Annotated in this window: 17 protein-coding genes; 4 read left to right on the top strand and 13 right to left on the bottom strand. The window is 59.7% G+C overall.

Going from position 1 to position 15414, the window contains the following annotated elements; translation table 11 throughout:
- Positions 1 to 104 precede the first annotated feature (104 nt).
- The 5 genes from A3C3_RS0129605 to A3C3_RS0129580 all read right to left on the bottom strand — a co-directional run bounded on the left by A3C3_RS0129605 (position 105) and on the right by A3C3_RS0129580 (position 3453).
- On the bottom strand, positions 105 to 587 hold the full coding sequence (locus A3C3_RS0129605; RefSeq protein WP_022718196.1) for an RES family NAD+ phosphorylase: 483 nt from the start codon (positions 585 to 587) through the stop codon (positions 105 to 107).
- On the bottom strand, positions 584 to 1015 hold the full coding sequence (locus A3C3_RS0129600; RefSeq protein ID WP_022718195.1) for an antitoxin Xre/MbcA/ParS toxin-binding domain-containing protein: 432 nt from the start codon (positions 1013 to 1015) through the stop codon (positions 584 to 586). The genes A3C3_RS0129605 and A3C3_RS0129600 overlap by 4 nt, the downstream gene beginning before the upstream one ends.
- A 138-nt stretch (positions 1016 to 1153) precedes the next feature.
- Positions 1154 to 2044, bottom strand: coding sequence for a dihydrodipicolinate synthase family protein (locus tag A3C3_RS0129595; protein ID WP_022718194.1), 891 nt, complete (start codon positions 2042 to 2044; stop codon positions 1154 to 1156).
- Positions 2045 to 2061: 17 nt separating this feature from the next.
- Entirely contained in the window at positions 2062 to 2700 is a 639-nt protein-coding gene (locus A3C3_RS0129590) for a LysE family translocator (protein WP_022718193.1), read from the bottom strand.
- Between the two features lie 177 nt (positions 2701 to 2877).
- Positions 2878 to 3453 carry a LysE/ArgO family amino acid transporter gene (locus tag A3C3_RS0129580; protein WP_411741248.1) on the bottom strand — a complete coding sequence of 192 codons (576 nt, stop codon included), beginning with the start codon at positions 3451 to 3453 and terminating at the stop codon, positions 2878 to 2880.
- 129 nt (positions 3454 to 3582) lie between these two features.
- Here A3C3_RS0129580 and A3C3_RS0129575 point away from each other — a divergent pair, with 129 nt between their 5' ends.
- Positions 3583 to 4482 (top strand): LysR family transcriptional regulator ArgP, encoded by a 900-nt coding sequence (locus A3C3_RS0129575; protein WP_022718190.1) that lies wholly within the window; start codon positions 3583 to 3585, stop codon positions 4480 to 4482.
- A 60-nt stretch (positions 4483 to 4542) separates the two neighbouring features.
- Here A3C3_RS0129575 and A3C3_RS39575 read toward each other — a convergent pair whose 3' ends face one another.
- The 5 genes from A3C3_RS39575 to A3C3_RS0129550 all read right to left on the bottom strand — a co-directional run bounded on the left by A3C3_RS39575 (position 4543) and on the right by A3C3_RS0129550 (position 10178).
- Positions 4543 to 5952 carry an NAD(P)H-dependent oxidoreductase gene (locus tag A3C3_RS39575; RefSeq protein WP_022718189.1) on the bottom strand — a complete coding sequence of 470 codons (1410 nt, stop codon included), beginning with the start codon at positions 5950 to 5952 and terminating at the stop codon, positions 4543 to 4545.
- A 38-nt stretch (positions 5953 to 5990) separates the two neighbouring features.
- The gene (locus tag A3C3_RS0129565) at positions 5991 to 7505 is read right to left on the bottom strand and encodes a tripartite tricarboxylate transporter permease (protein WP_022718188.1); all 1515 of its coding nucleotides are present in this window, start codon (positions 7503 to 7505) and stop codon (positions 5991 to 5993) included.
- Positions 7506 to 7522: 17 nt separating this feature from the next.
- The gene (locus tag A3C3_RS0129560; protein ID WP_022718187.1) at positions 7523 to 8017 is read right to left on the bottom strand and encodes a tripartite tricarboxylate transporter TctB family protein; all 495 of its coding nucleotides are present in this window, start codon (positions 8015 to 8017) and stop codon (positions 7523 to 7525) included.
- Positions 8018 to 8074: 57 nt separating this feature from the next.
- Positions 8075 to 9067, bottom strand: a complete 993-nt coding sequence (locus A3C3_RS0129555; protein ID WP_022718186.1) for a Bug family tripartite tricarboxylate transporter substrate binding protein — start codon at positions 9065 to 9067, stop codon at positions 8075 to 8077.
- A 73-nt stretch (positions 9068 to 9140) separates the two neighbouring features.
- Complete coding sequence (locus A3C3_RS0129550; RefSeq protein WP_022718185.1) at positions 9141 to 10178, bottom strand: 4-hydroxythreonine-4-phosphate dehydrogenase PdxA; 1038 nt, start codon at positions 10176 to 10178, stop codon at positions 9141 to 9143.
- A gap of 164 nt (positions 10179 to 10342) precedes the next feature.
- On the opposite strand from A3C3_RS0129550, the gene A3C3_RS0129540 reads away from it, so the two are divergent.
- Positions 10343 to 11026 carry a GntR family transcriptional regulator gene (locus A3C3_RS0129540; protein WP_022718183.1) on the top strand — a complete coding sequence of 228 codons (684 nt, stop codon included), beginning with the start codon at positions 10343 to 10345 and terminating at the stop codon, positions 11024 to 11026.
- Between the two features lie 237 nt (positions 11027 to 11263).
- On the opposite strand, the gene A3C3_RS0129535 is transcribed toward A3C3_RS0129540, so the two are convergent.
- The 3 genes from A3C3_RS0129535 to A3C3_RS0129525 are packed head-to-tail and all read right to left on the bottom strand — an operon-like array spanning position 11264 to position 13800.
- On the bottom strand, positions 11264 to 12526 hold the full coding sequence (locus A3C3_RS0129535) for a sensor histidine kinase (protein ID WP_022718182.1): 1263 nt from the start codon (positions 12524 to 12526) through the stop codon (positions 11264 to 11266).
- Positions 12527 to 12528: 2 nt separating this feature from the next.
- Positions 12529 to 13227: a response regulator gene (locus tag A3C3_RS0129530; RefSeq protein WP_022718181.1), complete on the bottom strand. Its 699-nt coding sequence runs from the start codon at positions 13225 to 13227 to the stop codon at positions 12529 to 12531.
- Between the two features lie 36 nt (positions 13228 to 13263).
- Positions 13264 to 13800, bottom strand: coding sequence for a Spy/CpxP family protein refolding chaperone (locus A3C3_RS0129525; protein ID WP_022718180.1), 537 nt, complete (start codon positions 13798 to 13800; stop codon positions 13264 to 13266).
- Positions 13801 to 14112: 312 nt separating this feature from the next.
- Between A3C3_RS0129525 and A3C3_RS0129520 the strand changes: the two genes are divergently transcribed.
- Positions 14113 to 14319, top strand: coding sequence for a hypothetical protein (locus A3C3_RS0129520; protein WP_051154531.1), 207 nt, complete (start codon positions 14113 to 14115; stop codon positions 14317 to 14319).
- An 829-nt stretch (positions 14320 to 15148) separates the two neighbouring features.
- Positions 15149 to 15409, top strand: a complete 261-nt coding sequence (locus A3C3_RS0129505) for a hypothetical protein (RefSeq protein WP_022718176.1) — start codon at positions 15149 to 15151, stop codon at positions 15407 to 15409.
- Positions 15410 to 15414 lie beyond the last annotated feature (5 nt).

Raw genomic sequence — 15414 nt, 5'->3', positions numbered from 1 at the left:
CACAACTTGAGACGGACAGCCAGATCAGTGATCCAAAGACAGCGTGTGAGACACACAGCCACCACGAAACGCCTGTCCGGAGCTACTGCGGCCCGCGTCCGGAATTACGCACCAAACAATCGGCGGTCCCAATAGACCGGCTGATGCAGGCTTGCCCGAATTTGTGGGAACTCCGGATGAGCTGGATTAATCAGGACATTATGATCGAGACGCGCTACGACGCTAGGCACCTGGAGGATGGCACTTCGCCTTTCCAAGCACCATTGTTCGCCGAACTTCTTACTTACGGTCGCCGGCATCGCATCCCAATCAGAAAGTGTTGGCGGCGAGAAGACTTCATACGTTAGTCCGTGCGGGCTTATGATCTCGACATAGTGCTGGCTGGGTGGCAAACGGCCGCTGCCATGCACCAACTTTTCGAGCACGGCCGTAGAACAGTGCTGGCTGCTGTAAATCATCGGACTTCCGGGCGTATTCCATCGGCCGGGGGCGATAGTCGAGCCGGTAGCGTCAAAAATGGGATGGGCCCCATTAGGATCACCGACCCGGAAGGACGACAAGGTCCGATCAAGAACCTGTGCCGTCACGCAGCACTGCCGTATTTCAGGCTTGCGAGAATTTCCAGCACCAACTCGGCGCCGATTTCGTTTTGGATGATGACATCGATCGGGCGCCTGTCCTCGAGCATCGGATGAGCTCTGAAGAGGAATTCCCGCGCAGCCTCCTCGCTCTGCCAGACGTCGAGCGCAAGATTCCAAACCCTGGCGTCACGCGCAATCCGCATTCCCTCGTCCGAAGACAAGCGAAGCGAAGCCTTCCGCCGGTCATAAGTGGCTTTCGGTACAAAGCGATATTTGAACTGACTGTCGTTTGGCGCAAGCAGATGGGCCACCCGCTCCAGTGCGGCGATCGGCAGCCCACCCTCGATGCGCGATATCAACCCGAACGGCGACCGAAGAGCCGCCTCCTTGGCAGGAAGGCCGAGCACGTTCGCAACGTCTTCAAAGGCCAACATAATTAAATCCTCGTTCCAGATGAGGCTACATACAGCCTCAGATGGCACACACCACAAGACCACTCTTGCGGATATTGGCACTCCGGCCGCGGAGCCATAACGACACCTTGGCCAGGCCTCAAATGCGCCCATGTGCGGTCAGATCAAGATACGATCGAGTGCGTCTTTCACTCTTGGCATGTCTGATGGCGGCAAGGGCAGGATTGGCCGTGGTGGCGCGGCGCGGCAAAGGCCAAGGGCGTCAGCTATCGCGTACATTACGCGGAAGCTGCCAAACTCCTTGAAGAGCCTCCACAAGGGTTGAAAGGCCTGATCGAGGCGCTCGACCTCGCAGGCGTCTCCTGCTTGGGCTGCTCGCGTGAGAGCAACGGCTTCGGACGGCAACAAGCCAGCGATCACGCTGTACCAGGCGTCGCAGCCCGCCAGCAGTGCGTCGGCCGCGCCCCAATCGCCACTGTAGCCGATTGCGAAGCCCTTCGGCGTGCGCCTTCGCAAACGCGTAAGTTCAGCCTTAACATCCCCGTGGGTGGGAAGCGGCATTTTCACGGCGACAATGTTCGGTGCGCTCGCCAGACGGACGATCAGATCGTCGGTGAAGGTGAAGCGGGTGGTGCTCGGGTTGTTGTAGATGCACAAGGGCAGCTCACCCGCTTCCGCAACGGCCAAAATATGCTGAAACACCTCCTCTTCCGTCAGGGGAGTATAGGACATGGGAGCCAACAGAAGACCATTCGCTCCCACCTTCCTGGCATCACGGGCATGCGCCTGAGCCTCGTCGGTTCTCAGCGCGCCGACACCGACGATGACAGGTATCTTCCCGCCAACGCACGCCATTGCCGCCTCGACGGCACGCTGTCGCTCGTGTCTCGAAAGAAATGCGTAACCGCCGGTGCTTCCCAGCAGTCCGATGGAGTCGGCGCGGGCCGCAGAAATGCGTTCGAGGAGGCGTGCAAGCGCGGCCGTGTCGACACATCCGGAGGCATCCGTGGGCGTGATGGAAAAGGCCGAGAGGCCAGCGAAGAGCTTCATGATGCTTCCCCCATAGCTTACGCGCGCGCCAGTAGCAGCCGGAGACCGGCAACGCTGAAAAACAGGGCCAATACTCCTTCGATCCATCGCCTCGCGCGACGGTACAGGCGCACCATAGGTGCGGTCGAGAAAATAACCGCATAGCCGCAAAAGATGGTCACGCTCAACACCGCGCAACCGCCAAGGATCGCCGCAAGCGTGTGCCATGACGAGTTCGGGCCAAGACCCAGCGTCACCAAGGCGATCCACGCAAGGATCGATTTCGGATTGCTGAGGTGCATCAGTAAGCCGCGCCGGTAGAGTTCTGCTCCCGACACTAGGGCACCATTCGGCCCCCTATGCGACACAGCCTGATCGCCCGAAGCAAGTGCGGCTTTGCCCGCCTTGAAGGCGAGATAAAGAAGATAAAGACCACCGAAGATTTTGAGTACGATCAGCGCTTCCGCATAGCGGGTCAGGACAGCTGAGACGCCCGTTGCAGCCATCGCACCCCAGAAGATCGAACCGCTGACCACGCCGGCAGCGACTATGAGGGCCGCACGCCGCCCGTTATGCATCGCCACCCCCATGATCCGCATATTGCTGGGGCCGGGGCTTCCGGCGGCGATCACATAGGCGGTGTAGACAATCAGGAGATGGTGGAATTCGGCAGACAATCTGAGGCCTAATCATGCTGTTGGTTGTTATAGAAGGTCGATCGAAGCGTAACGTGCAACCGCGCGCCTGTCTCTATCTTTGGGCGCCACGATCAAGTTTTTTATGACGTCGCCGAAAGCGGGGGTCGCGGGCGGTGCACTCCCGACCCCCATGCGGACATCCCGGCAGATCGGCGGCTACATTTCCCTCAATAGGTTAAAGGCAATCATCCACATCGTAAAAGTAATGAGCGTTTCCAGAATTCGCCACGATGCCGGCTTCGAGAAGATCGGCCGTAGCCAGGTTGCACCGTAGCCAAGCGAAAAGAAGAAAAGAAACGAGCCGGTTGCGGCTCCCGCCGCGAACGATACCTCGTATCCTGGAAACCGGGTCGAGATGGTGCCAAGCAGCACGACCGTATCGAGGTAGACGTGCGGGTTGAGCCAGGTAAGAGCAAGACAGGTCGCAAGGGTCGCTCGAAAATTCGATAGACCCGCCTCCTGCACCGCCAGCGCTCCCGACAAGCGGAAGGCGGAATACAGGCTTTTTGCGCCATACCAGATCAAGAACGCCGCTCCTCCATAACGCATTGCCGGATCGAGCCAGGGCAGCAACGCGCTGATCTGCCGGAAACTGGTCACGCCCAGCGTGATGAGCACCGCGTCCGACAAACCACATGCGAGGCAGACGGCGAATACATGCTCGTTGCGCAGGCCCTGGCGCAGCACGAACGCGTTCTGCGCGCCAATCGCAACAATCAGGCTGAGCCCCATCATGAGGCCGGTCCCAAAAACCGGAAAATTCACCTTAATCCGCTCCCTAAATATCGGGACTTTCCGCTATCGCATCCCGTCAATTTAGTATAATTAATGCTGCTAATGCTGATTAAGCAAAACTAACTCATGATCGATTATTCCGCTCTCCGCGCCGTATCCGCAGTCGTTCAAACAGGCAGCTTCGAAAAGGCCGCAGGCATTCTCAACGTGACGCCCTCGGCTGTCTCGCAGCGGGTGAAACAGCTTGAGGAACGTCTTGGCATCGTTCTGATCGCGCGGGGCACTCCCTGCACTGCAACAGAGAAGGGAGAATGGCTCTGCCGGCACATGGAGAATGTCGGAATGCTCGAAGCAGACCTGTTCAAGTATCTGCCCGCCCTTGTCGATCCGGCCAAACCAGAGCCGAGGGTGACGCTGCACATTGCGACGAATGCCGACAGTCTTGGAACATGGTTCCTGACGGCCATGTCCAGTTTCGCCAGACGCTCTGCGTATCTCTTCAATATTGCGATCGATGACGAGGATCATACCGCCGAATGGCTGCGGCGTGGGCAGGTGGTCGCTGCCGTCTCCAGCCTGGAAAAGCCGGTTCAGGGCTGCCGGCGCATGTTTCTCGGCGCGCTCCGCTATCATGCAACGGCGAGCCCCGATTTCGTTGCCCGGCATTTTTCTCAGGGCGTAACGGCAGGGGCCATCGGCAATGCGCCCGCATTGACCTTCAATCAAAAGGACAGGCTCCAGAGCCGTTGGATACGTCAGGTGCTCGGAGAAGACCTCAGCCCTCCGACCCATTGGCTGCCTTCGACGCAGGCTTTCATCGAGGCCAGCCTGTCCGGCATGGGATGGGGCATGAACCCGGCCCCCCTCGTGCGCGAGCACTTGGACTCCGGGCGTCTGGTGGAGCTGATCCCGGAAACGCCGCTGGACGTTCCTCTGTACTGGCAAATGAACCGTCTAGCGGCGGAACGGCTGGTTGACTTGACGCGAGAAGTCACGACCGTAGCCAAGCATCATCTGCTGGGCTGAACCGGGCGCCAATGTCATCCCTGATCGAAGACGACTATGGACTGGAAGATAAGTAGGCTTTTAACCGACTGCGACCGCGGCCTCGTCAGTCGAAAATATGCGGTCCTGCTCCTGTCGCAGCCTCAACAGCTCGGAACTTCCATCGATTTCGACGTCACCACATAGGATCGGATTTCCCGCCGATACCGGCCGAACCAGCCTGCGGTTGGCGGCGAGATAAAAAGGCACCGGACTTTCGACCGACATTGCCTGCGCCGGCACCATCCTGCCCGAAACATTGGTGATCGAATGATGATGACCGCTTGCCGCAAGCAGCGTTCCCGCCGGTAGGTCGGCATCGGCATGGGCGATGAGGTCAACGACCGGCTTCGGCGCTTCGGCCCCGCTCGACACCCCCTTGAGGCCGACTTCCAGGATGCTGCTTGCCGCCTCGACACCCAGAAGGTGGCGCGGCAGGTAAAGCATTGCGGTACGGCCCGACCGGCTGACCACGTGGCCCTTTTCAGCAAGCATGGCCCATGTCTCAGCCTCGTTGCATTCGACTGTAACGAAGACGCCACCGGCGAAGCTGACGTCGCCAGGGAGCCGGAGGCAATGAAACACGTCTAGAGTTGATTTGCGAGTGAGCAGCCCACCCTCCTGCACCGGAGAGAAGAAGTCTGCCACTTCGCCGATCCGGGCGATGGGGGCGTGCAGATCCAACCGATCCACCGTGAAGCCGGTCGCATTGGCAACAAGGGTCAGTTCGCAAAGATCGGGCACCGTCCTCTGGGGCAACGCCGCTGCCGCCTGCGCCCTGCCCGCAGCGACATCCGGGGCCGCCAGGCTACCCAGCTCGAGCCATGCGGCAAATTCAGGAGCGTAGAGCGACGTGCCGTTGGAGGTCAGCGTGTTCTCGGCCGGATCAAAGACGAAGTCGTATTCGCTGGATTTGCCGGCAGCGATGATATTTAGACCGAGAACCTGGGCCCAGCTGATGAGCCCCATGAGAAGGCTTGGCTGGTCGCCATCGACAGGGGTTACCAGCACATTGTTGCGGCGTGCCCGCGCAGCGAGACCAGGGCCTACCACGCTGTCGACCTCCTTTGACACGAGCGCAACATGCTTGCTGGCATCGATGGCGAGGCGCGCGTGCCGCGCGCCGGCTTCGGGATGGCCAGTCGCCTCTACAACCACGGTAAACGGTAGAGCGAGCACTGTCTCGAGGTTGTCCGTTGCGATGAACCGATGCTCGGCCCAGGCAGCCACGGCCTCCTCTTTTGTCCGGCAAAGGGCGATTTCATCAGCAGGCACCCCGATCGAACGCAGTGCGGCCACTGCAGTTTTCGCGGAAAGATCGACCGCGACACGCGTGCTGACGAGCGGCGTTCTGCGGCTCTGAGCAAGGAAGCTGCGCCCGAAAGCACCGGTGCCGACGATGCAGCATTCAACGGGGGCGGCGCCTTTGGGGAAGTAGCTATGGTAGTTCATGATAACTCCAACCTCGTAAGAAAAAGCGGCGGCCGGCCCTAGTGGGCCGAGCCTGCCGCACCCCGCCGCCGCAGCCGGGAGAGCAGTTTGACGGCCTGGGGGACGACGACGAGCGCCAGCGCCAGCGTGGTGATGGTGCCGACAAGCGGATTAGAGAAGAAGACGCCAAGGGAGCCGTCCGAGATGATCATTGATTGATGGAAGGCATTTTCAGCCTTATGGCCAAGCACCATGGCAAGCACCAGCGGCGCAATCGGGAATTCAAGCTTGTTGAAGACGAAGCCTAGAACGCCGAAGACGAGCACCAGCCAGAGGTCGAACGTCTCGCTGGAGACAGTATAAGCGCCGACGAAGCAGATCGCGACGATGACTGGCCCGATGATCGAAAACGGAATGCGCAGAAGCGCTGCGAACATCGGCACCGTGGCAAGGACTAAAATTACGCCGACGATGTTCGACACATACATGCTGGCGATCAAGCCCCAGACGAAATCGGGCTTGGTTGTGAAGAGCATCGGTCCGGGCGTGAGGCCCCAGATCATCAGTCCTCCCATCATTACGGCAGCTGTCGCCGAACTCGGCAAGCCGAGCGCCAGCATCGGCAGCATTGCGCACGTTCCCGCCGAATGATCGGCCGTTTCTGGCGCGACGATACCTTCCGCACGCCCGCTGCCAAATGCCTGGCCCGGCTTGGAGCATTGCCGTGCGATGCCATAGCTCATGAATGACGCCGCCGTTGGCCCACCCGGAGTGATGCCCATCCAGATCCCGACCGCGCAGGAGCGGATGACTGTGGTGAGGTATCTGGGCAGTTCAGCGATCGTGCGGAGCACGTCGCGCAGATCGATCCTTGACGAGAGGCCGCGAAATTTGTGGCCGTCCTGGACCGTCGCGAGAATTTCTCCAATTCCGAAAAGTCCGATGACGACCACAAGGAAGCTGATGCCGCCAATGAGCACGTCGAGCCCGAATGTCAGACGGAGCGATCCGGTGACAGTATCCATGCCAACACTCGAGAAGAGAAGCCCAAGTCCCAACGAAACCACCGTTTTCAACGGAGCAGCGCTGCCCATCCCGACGAAAGCGCAGAAGGCAAGGAAATAGACGGCAAAATATTCCGGTGCGCCGAAACGCAAGGCGAAGCTTGCTGCCCACGAAGATAGAAGCGTAATGACAATGACCCCGGCAAGCGCACCGATGCCCGCCGACATGAAGGCAAGTGTCAGCGCGCGTGTGGGCTGGCCTGCGCGGGCCATCGGATAGCCATCGAACGTCGTGGCGACCGAACTCGGCTCACCGGGAATGTTGAAGAGGATGGAGGTAGTCGATCCCCCGAACAGGGCACCCCAGTACATCGACGCGAGCAGGATGATGGCCGACACCGGATCCATCGAGAACGTCAGCGGAATGAGCAACGACACGCCATTCGGCGCGCCAAGGCCCGGCAGTACGCCGACGATCAAGCCAAGCATCACGCCCACCACCATGAGCATGATGTGGTAGGGCGTCAAAGCGATCTGGAATCCGTCCAGCAGCAGCCCAAAATTTCCCATCGAAGCCTCCCTGTCGTTCAGTAGACGCCGAACATGTTTTCGAGCGGACCCTTGTGCAGCGGGATCTGGAAGACGATCTCGAAAATCAGATAAAGTGCCATGGCAAATCCGAGACCAAGGGAAACGGCTGCAAGGGGATGATATTTGCCCTGTCTCCACGAGACGTAGAAGAGATAGAGCGCGCTGCCGACGTAAAGGCCAAGCTGGATGGCAACGACTACGAAAACCGCCATCGGCAAGAAAAAGGAGGCCAGACGTCTGACCTGTTCGGCCTCCAGGAAGATCTCACGGCGCTTTTCTCCGTGCCGTCGGAGCGCAAATAGCGTCTGCGCGGCGGAGGCGACGCTCGCCAGGAGCACAATCAGCCCGACATAAAAGGGAAAATAACCAGGTTGCGGGCCGGAGCTTTCCCAACCTACTCCAAGATCGAGCGAGCCCGTCGCAGCAAGAAGTCCGATCCCTGCGGTCAGTGTCGCGGCGACCAGCTCCATGTGGATGCGTTTAATGTGCATTTGCTATCCTCCCTATGAGAAAGAACCGGTCCGGCGGCGCCCGCCGGACCGATCATCTCACTGGACGAGCCAGCCTTCGGTCTTGAAGACCTTGACGGCATTCGTCTCGCTGGTCGCGATGAATTCGCCGAGCGCCTTGCCGGTCAGGAAATCACCGGTCTGCGACGTCCTGCGCACATACTCTTTCCATTCGGAGGTTTCGCTCACCTTGCGAAGAACCCCGGTGTAGTAGGCGAGTGCATCCTCCGGAACATCGGCTGCAGTCCAGACAGTGCGCGGCATCTTGTAGGATTCGATCGGAATCCCGGCCTCGATGCAGGTCGGAATATCCTGCCAGCCCTTGCCGTCATGGATCGGCTCGCTTTTTGCCATTTGCGTGGACGAGAAGACACAGAGAGGTTTCACAGCGCCAGCTTGCCACTGGCCGACATTCTCGTTCGGGTTGTTGACGTTTGCAGCCACGTGACCACCCGCCAGCTGCACGCCGACTTCGCCGCCGCCGTTGAACGGCACGTACTTGAAGCTCGCGCCAGTCTGCTGTTCAATCAGGGCGACAAGCGTCTCGTCCGTATCCTTGGACTGGCTGCCGGCAAAGGCAACCGTTCCCGGCTTTGCCTTGGCGGCATCAACAAGGTCCGTAGGCTTCCCATATGGGGAATCGGACTTTACCCAGATCAGGAATTCGTCAAACGCAAGAGCTGCAACGGGCGTCAGATCCTCGGTCGAGTAAGCCATCTTCGCCACATGGGGCAGCAGATAGGCGTTGTTCGTTCCGAAATAGAGCTTGTTCGCGTCGCCCTTGTTCTGCCTTGCATAGAGAAACGCTTCCGCGCCGCTGCCGCCACCCTTGTTCAGGACGACCATCGACTGATCCATCAACTTGTACTTCGTAATGATGGACTGGACGGTTCGTGCGAAGTTGTCGGTCCCGCCGCCGGCGCCCGAGGCGACGACGAACTCGACCGGGCGGTTCGGCTCGAATGCGAATGCCTGGGTAGCCGCGCTTAGCGCCGCCAGGATAGTGCATGCAATGGGAAAAGGCTTCTTCATCGTTACTCCTCCTTTGAACTCATCCGGCACGAACCCTCCTCCATGCCGGGGCGATGCTGCAGATTTCTGAAAGTCAGGCTGCAGCAGACAGTGCTGCAGCCCTCCTGGCCATGCGCGCCGCCAGAAGCAACGCCTCGCGGCTAGCGCCGACATCGGCGATGCCCTTTCCAGCGATGTCATAGGCCGTGCCATGGGCCGGCGTGCACAGCGGGAACGGCAGGCCACCTATCATGGTCACGCCCTTGTCGAAACCGATCAGTTTCATCGCGATCTGACCCTGATCGTGATACATGGTCAGGACGGCGTGAAACTCTTCCTTGAGTGCGCGCAGAAAGACGGTATCGGCAGGGAACGGCCCTGCGACGTCGAGACCGGCCTTTTGCGCGGCTGCCACGGCCGGCTCGATGATATCAATCTCTTCCGTCCCGAAGTTGCCGCCATCACCAGCATGCGGATTGAGGCCCGCGACGATGATCCTCGGATTTTCGTGACCGGCGCTCTTCAGGCATGCCTGCGTCAGAGCCAGCTCGGCGACAATCCCCTCCACCGACAGAGCCGACGCAACCTCCGCCAGTGGTATGTGCGAAGTCACACGTGCGTTCCAGACGCGTTCGAGAACATTGAACTCGCGCGCCTTGCCAGTGAAACCGATGACGTCGGCGACAAAACGGATTTCGTCGTCGTAGCCCGAATAAGCGTAACGCATCGCCTTCTTGTTGAAGGGGGTAAAGCACACGGCGTGCGCCCGGCCGCCGTCAGCAAGCTTCAGCGCAGTGCGGAAGTTCGTCGTGGCGAAAGTGCCGCCTGCAAGTGTCGCCTCGCCGCGTACCACGTCGGCGGGATTGAGATGAGCAAGGTCGATGAAGACATGGCGATCCTTACCCGCCAGCTCGAAACTGTCGAGCGGCGCGCTGGCAAGGTTCAAGTCGAGGCCGGCTTCCTTGGCTCCGCCCTCGAGAATACGACGGTCGCCGATCACGACAAGATGCGCCGCCTCGCGGATTTCCGGAAGGGCGATGATGCGCGCGGTAAGTTCGGGACTGATGCCGGCCGGATCACCCATCGCAAGGGCGATTACTGGACGCGTTTCGGTTGCGCCGTCTTTGATCATGAACCTCTCCACATGTTCTCCTCGAGAAGCAGATACACCGGTTTGGCATTCAATATCAAGAGCACTGCATGCTGTATGCAGAATATTTCATTGACTTGATCGCTGCGGAGTTTCATTAGGTGGCTTCAGCGAGCACCCTCATATGGAGAATCAGCGTGGTCCGGATGAACTCAGTCAACGTGGGTGCGGGTGATGTCAGCAGCGTTGCGCCGCTGCAACGGACAGCCTTGCACGACACGCTTGTGAACCACCTGCGCGACATGATCATCGAGGGTAATCTCGCGCCGGGAAGCCGTATCCATGAAGGCCAGCTCGGTGAGCAGCTTGGCGTTTCAAGGACCCCGTTGCGTGAGGCAATCAAGTATCTGGCGAGCGAAGGGCTCGTCGAGCTCGTCCCCAGTCGCGGAGCAGTCGTGAAGCGCTTCAGTCCGAAGGACGTCGAGGACATGCTGACGGTGTTGCAGTCAATGGAGGAGCTGGCCGGACGGCTCGCATGCGAGGTCGGCTCCGCCGAGGAAATCGCCCATGTTCGCGCCCTTCACGATGAAATGCTGGACAAATACAGGTCGGGCGACCGGCTGAACTACTACAAGCTTAACCAGGCGATCCATACTGCGATCGTCCAGATGGCGCACAACGCAACACTCTCAAACATGCATACGACGTTGCAAACGAGGCTGAAGCGCATCCGTTTCGTCGGTCATGAGGGCCCTGAGAAATGGGCTGCCGCAGTTGCCGAGCACGAAGAGATGATCGTCGCCCTGGAACAGCGCAATAAGCCGGCGTTGTCGGAGGCGCTTGGGCGGCATCTGAAAAACGCCTGGGAGCGCGTCAAGGACGGTGTGTGAGCCACGTTATGCCGGCGCTCCAGGATCGTCATGACGCACCATGAGAGCCAGAAGTGAGATAAAGATCGTCGCGAAGCATGCTTGAGACGTGAGCAAGGTTGCAGGTCGTATCGAGTGAGCTGCCCCTGTTGCGTTGCAGACGCGCAGTCGCTGCGAACCGAAAATCTCGGTCCCAGATCGTTCACAATCGCCGGTATCAAGTCCGCTGCCGTGGCGCCGCGCGGCATTGCGGACACATCAGTTGATCTTTCGGGCGGCCCGATGCGCTGGAAGTGTCACGACGAAGCAGGCGCCGCCACCCGACGGGGATTCGTAACGGACTGCGCCACCATGGCGCTCGGCGATCTGGCGCACCAGCGCCAATCCCAAGCCCCAGCCGCCCGTGGCTTCGCTTCGCCCCGAGGGCCGGTAAAACGGCTCGAAAACGCGGACGCTCTCGCTATCCGGTACGCCCGGGCCCTGGTCACGGATTTTGAGTTCCACCGCACTGTCTACCTGCGCAACACTCGCCGTGACGGGAGGGACGCCGTGGCGCAACGCGTTCTGCATGAGATTGCGCACGAGCCTGCCGAGCAGGCGCGCATCGCCTATGACGGTCGTGGGCGTGCCAAAAACCTCGACGCCGTGGCGCGCCCCTTCTTCCGAGACAAGAGCCAAGAGGTCGATCGGTTCGGGCGCATCGAGCTTTTCGACATGGTCGAGCCTGCTTGCCAGCAGAATCTCCTCGACGAGCGTGTCCAGTTCGGCGAGATTGCGCACGATCTCCTCCTTGCGGTTCTCGTCCGGCGCCTGCTCATAGAGATCGATCGCCATGCGAAGGCGCGCAAGCGGCGAGCGCAATTCGTGGCTGGCATTGGCGAGCAGAGCACGGTTTGACTTGATCAATCGCTCGACATGATCGGCGGCCTTGTTGAAGCTCTTCGCGACCGCCGCGACCTCATCGCTGCCGTCCGCTGGTACACGCGCCACGAAGTCGCCCCTCCCCCAGGCATCCACGCCTTTGCGTAACCGCTCCAATCGGCTGGTCAGGTGGCGCACCACCGGATAGGCGGCAAGCCCAATGACGCCGGCGATCAACGCCAGATAGGTTAGCGGATTGCGTCCGGACGGACGGAAGGGCCGCGCCATGCGCGCTGCCACCGTGCGACCGTCGGGCAATTCCGTCACCATGGTGTGAAGGCTGCCTCTGCCGTGGCGCCAGCGCCCCTTGAGAACGTCGCGCGGGAGCGGCTGGCCGGCGCTCGCGATCAGCCTACCGCGCGGATCGTAAACTGCAATGTCGGCGTCGAATGCGCCTGAAAACCGCGCCAGCGTCGACTCGATCGACTGCAGGTCCATGTCGGGCGGAATCAGTGCGGCGACGAACCGCGCGCGTTGGCTCTGCCAGCTGGACTCCTCCTCTCCCTGCCCCAGCCACACGAAGGCCGCACTGGCGAGCGCGACCGCTGCAAGGCTCGCCAGCAGCGTCAGGTAGATTTTTAGGAACAGCCGGCTGCGCATCGCTATCTCTCTTCGTCCTGGAAACGGGCGAAGACATAGCCGGCGCCGCGCACGGTGATGATGCGCCTCGGATGCTTGGGATCGCTTTCGATGGCCGCCCTGATGCGCGATATATGGACGTCGATCGAGCGGTCGAACGCATCCAACTCCTCGCCCTTGACCGTGTCCATCAGCCGTTCGCGCGACAGCGTGCGGCCGGCATTTTCGGCAAGCGCCACAAGCAGGTCGAACTGGTAGCTGGTCAGGACACATTCATCTCCGTCGATCCTGACCGAGCGGGATCCCGGATCGATCTCCAACCGTCCGAAGCGCAGGACGCGCGAAACCGCTGCGCTGCCGTTGCGGCGGCGCAGGATCGCCTTCAAACGCGCCAGCAATTCGCGCGGATTGAAAGGCTTGGGCAAATAGTCGTCGGCCCCAAGCTCCAGCCCGACGATACGGTCTGTCTCTTCACCTTTGGCCGTGAGCATCAGGATCGGCACGTCCGATACCGCGCGCATGCGCCGGCAGGTCTCGAAGCCGTCAAGGTCCGGCAGCATGACATCGAGGATCACGACATCCGGCATACGGCGGCCAAGGTCGGCAAGGCCCGCCGCGGCCGTCGCCGCGGCGTGGACGGTGTAACCATTGCCGGAGAGATAGTCAGCGAGCATGGCGGAGAGGCGCGTATCGTCGTCAACAATCAAGACCCGTTGCGCCATGACTTCCCTCCGTTCAGTCGCCCGGCCCACTTAGCATTACCACCGGCCGCGACCCCTGCGCACTTTCAAATGCTCGACGAGCTTAACGCGCTGCTCCGGCGTCAAAACTGCGGCAGCGTCGAGCAGAGCAGTCGTCATCTTGCGCGAGGCCGCGTCGATGGCCGCGACGCGCTCACTGCGTAGCTTCTCGGCGGCGGCCCGGTCTATAGAAGGAGCACCCAGGAGTTCGATAACCTGCTCACGCGTCTCGCGGAAGTCCCGGAAAGTCGGCCCGATCTCATCGCGCGCCTTGTCGATGATCTCCCAAATCTTGTCTTCCTGCTCGGATGTCACATCGATCTCGTCAAGCACGGAGCCGATTCGGTGTTCCATAAAGCCGCCACCTCCCATATGTGCGTGCATCATGTGGCCGCCCATGCCGAAGCTGAAAACATCGCTCCGCGCGGCTGCAAAACCGGCCGCGCCGACTACAGCGACGGCTACCACGCCACCAATCGCGGCGCGCCGCCCCCATCCTTTCGAGGCTGGTTCGCGGAAAGTCGGGCTCGCCAAATTCTTGTCCTCGTTTTCCATCGTTAGTCTCCTTTCACTCCGCAGCACCTGCTGCAATGAAGGAACGCTAACAGGGCAACGTTTCGAGTGTTCTTTGCAAATGTAAAGGAATGTAAAGCCGGAGTGCGCCGTCGCGGACAGGCTATGCCGCATCAATGAGATTACCTTGACTGTCATGCCACTCGGTAAAAAATTCCTGCGCCCAAACAGACAGTTACAGCGTCAAAACGTTAAAGTATGCCGAAGTGTATTTTCGAGAAAGAAACATTAGACTAAAGTCATACGCGCTGGGGTCAACAGCAGGTAAAAGTACTATTTTTGGGAGGAAATAGAATGTCACACAAAGTGGCCTTGAAGAAACGCGTGCTGTCTTCGAACGATCTAGACATGCTGGACGGTTTGCTCAAGGAATGGTGCGACAGTCGCCACTACGACATTTTGAACCTGGAGGCCCAAGAGGCTGCAAGGGAGCTGGTGATGTGGTTTGAGTTCGGCGTCGATAAACCCCATCAACTTCGGGAGTTGCTTGCGACGCGTTAGTCGAGATGCCCGTCTGGCATTAAGCGCCAGATGGGCACATCACTGCGGCGCATGGCGTAATTCCGGTTTCCATCTCGCAGATACTGACTGAATGCCTGTCGTCGGCGGATCCCGTGCGCCATCGGCCCGTAATTGATCCAACAGGCGTCTTCCATGCTGCTCCAATTAAGCGGGGGAGTTTTGTGGCAGCTAACGGTTCAACAAATGTTCGGCTTCATCGAGCCGGACGATCCTGCAAGATCGACCGCCGAGATCGTCGTCTTCCGGGAACCTACGCGTCCTCTGCGGCATTAGAAGCAGGTTGGTCGCAATTTGTTTCAAGGGAGGCCGAGACGTCAGGAAAGAAGAAGAGCGTCCGCCCCAGCGTCGCTCCCGTTCGGCTACATCGCCCTCGCCCGAAGCGAGGGGCGAGATTCCGCGTGTTCGAAAAAGCCAATCGCCAAGCCATGCAGATTGCCTGGCTCGTCGTTATCACTTTTGTTGCCGCCATCGCACTGCATGCCTTGTTGACATAATCAACATTGGTTGCACGTGCCATCGAGCCGGTATGCTGGTAACACGTCCATCCCAGATCAAAGAAGTGCCCCGATGCCGGTGGATGTGCGGTGGAATAGCGTCACGCGCAAGTGCCTCGACTACAGTCCTAAACCTTCTCAGATAAGTGATTGAGATCGGAATATTTGGTCGGATCAGGTCGGTGCAAGAAGCGCGGCCAAGTTCCCCCATTCCGACGGTTCGGGTCTCATTGTACGAATGAAGGTCAGACTCCTCCAATTGGCGTTTTTATGGCAGTATTAGTGATGCCTTAAATGAAAGGGAGGAAACACTCGTGTCTCTGATAACAAAACTGCCAGCTGGCCAAACTGTCCTTGAGTTCGAGGGGCACAAGTTCTGGGTTGATATTACGGAGAAACCGAAATTTGAAATGAGAGTTGGGATGGTGCCAGAAGGTGATGATCCAGAACTGGTAGTGAAACTCATGGCCGCTCTGGAGGAAGGGAGTAAATGGAGGAAGAATAAAGACGGTTCTTGGAAGTGCGTCGATGAAAGTGGGTCGGCAACTGACGGCATGCACAGAACGAAGCACTGAAAAGG

The organism is Rhizobium mongolense USDA 1844 (assembly GCF_000419765.1).
Taxonomy (GTDB): Bacteria; Pseudomonadota; Alphaproteobacteria; order Rhizobiales; family Rhizobiaceae; genus Rhizobium; species Rhizobium mongolense.
Note: the sequence above shows the minus strand (reverse complement) of the source record. Positions and strands in the feature narration are given on the sequence as shown.

Bases quoted from the DNA above. Each gene is read 5' to 3' on its own strand.
- A3C3_RS0129600 (WP_022718195.1), bottom strand. From the start codon at position 1,015: ATGTTGGCCTTTGAAGACGTTGCGAACGTGCTCGGCCTTCCTGCCAAG.
- A3C3_RS0129560 (WP_022718187.1), bottom strand. From the start codon at position 8,017: ATGCACATTAAACGCATCCACATGGAGCTGGTCGCCGCGACACTGACC.
- A3C3_RS0129540 (WP_022718183.1), top strand. From the start codon at position 10,343: ATGAACTCAGTCAACGTGGGTGCGGGTGATGTCAGCAGCGTTGCGCCG.
- A3C3_RS39575 (WP_022718189.1), bottom strand. From the start codon at position 5,952: ATGAACTACCATAGCTACTTCCCCAAAGGCGCCGCCCCCGTTGAATGC.
- A3C3_RS0129520 (WP_051154531.1), top strand. From the start codon at position 14,113: ATGTCACACAAAGTGGCCTTGAAGAAACGCGTGCTGTCTTCGAACGAT.
- A3C3_RS0129535 (WP_022718182.1), bottom strand. From the start codon at position 12,526: ATGCGCAGCCGGCTGTTCCTAAAAATCTACCTGACGCTGCTGGCGAGC.
- A3C3_RS0129565 (WP_022718188.1), bottom strand. From the start codon at position 7,505: ATGGGAAATTTTGGGCTGCTGCTGGACGGATTCCAGATCGCTTTGACG.
- A3C3_RS0129580 (WP_411741248.1), bottom strand. From the start codon at position 3,453: ATGGGGCTCAGCCTGATTGTTGCGATTGGCGCGCAGAACGCGTTCGTG.
- A3C3_RS0129530 (WP_022718181.1), bottom strand. From the start codon at position 13,227: ATGGCGCAACGGGTCTTGATTGTTGACGACGATACGCGCCTCTCCGCC.
- A3C3_RS0129550 (WP_022718185.1), bottom strand. From the start codon at position 10,178: ATGATCAAAGACGGCGCAACCGAAACGCGTCCAGTAATCGCCCTTGCG.
- A3C3_RS0129575 (WP_022718190.1), top strand. From the start codon at position 3,583: ATGATCGATTATTCCGCTCTCCGCGCCGTATCCGCAGTCGTTCAAACA.
- A3C3_RS0129595 (WP_022718194.1), bottom strand. From the start codon at position 2,044: ATGAAGCTCTTCGCTGGCCTCTCGGCCTTTTCCATCACGCCCACGGAT.
- A3C3_RS0129525 (WP_022718180.1), bottom strand. From the start codon at position 13,800: ATGGAAAACGAGGACAAGAATTTGGCGAGCCCGACTTTCCGCGAACCA.
- A3C3_RS0129555 (WP_022718186.1), bottom strand. From the start codon at position 9,067: ATGAAGAAGCCTTTTCCCATTGCATGCACTATCCTGGCGGCGCTAAGC.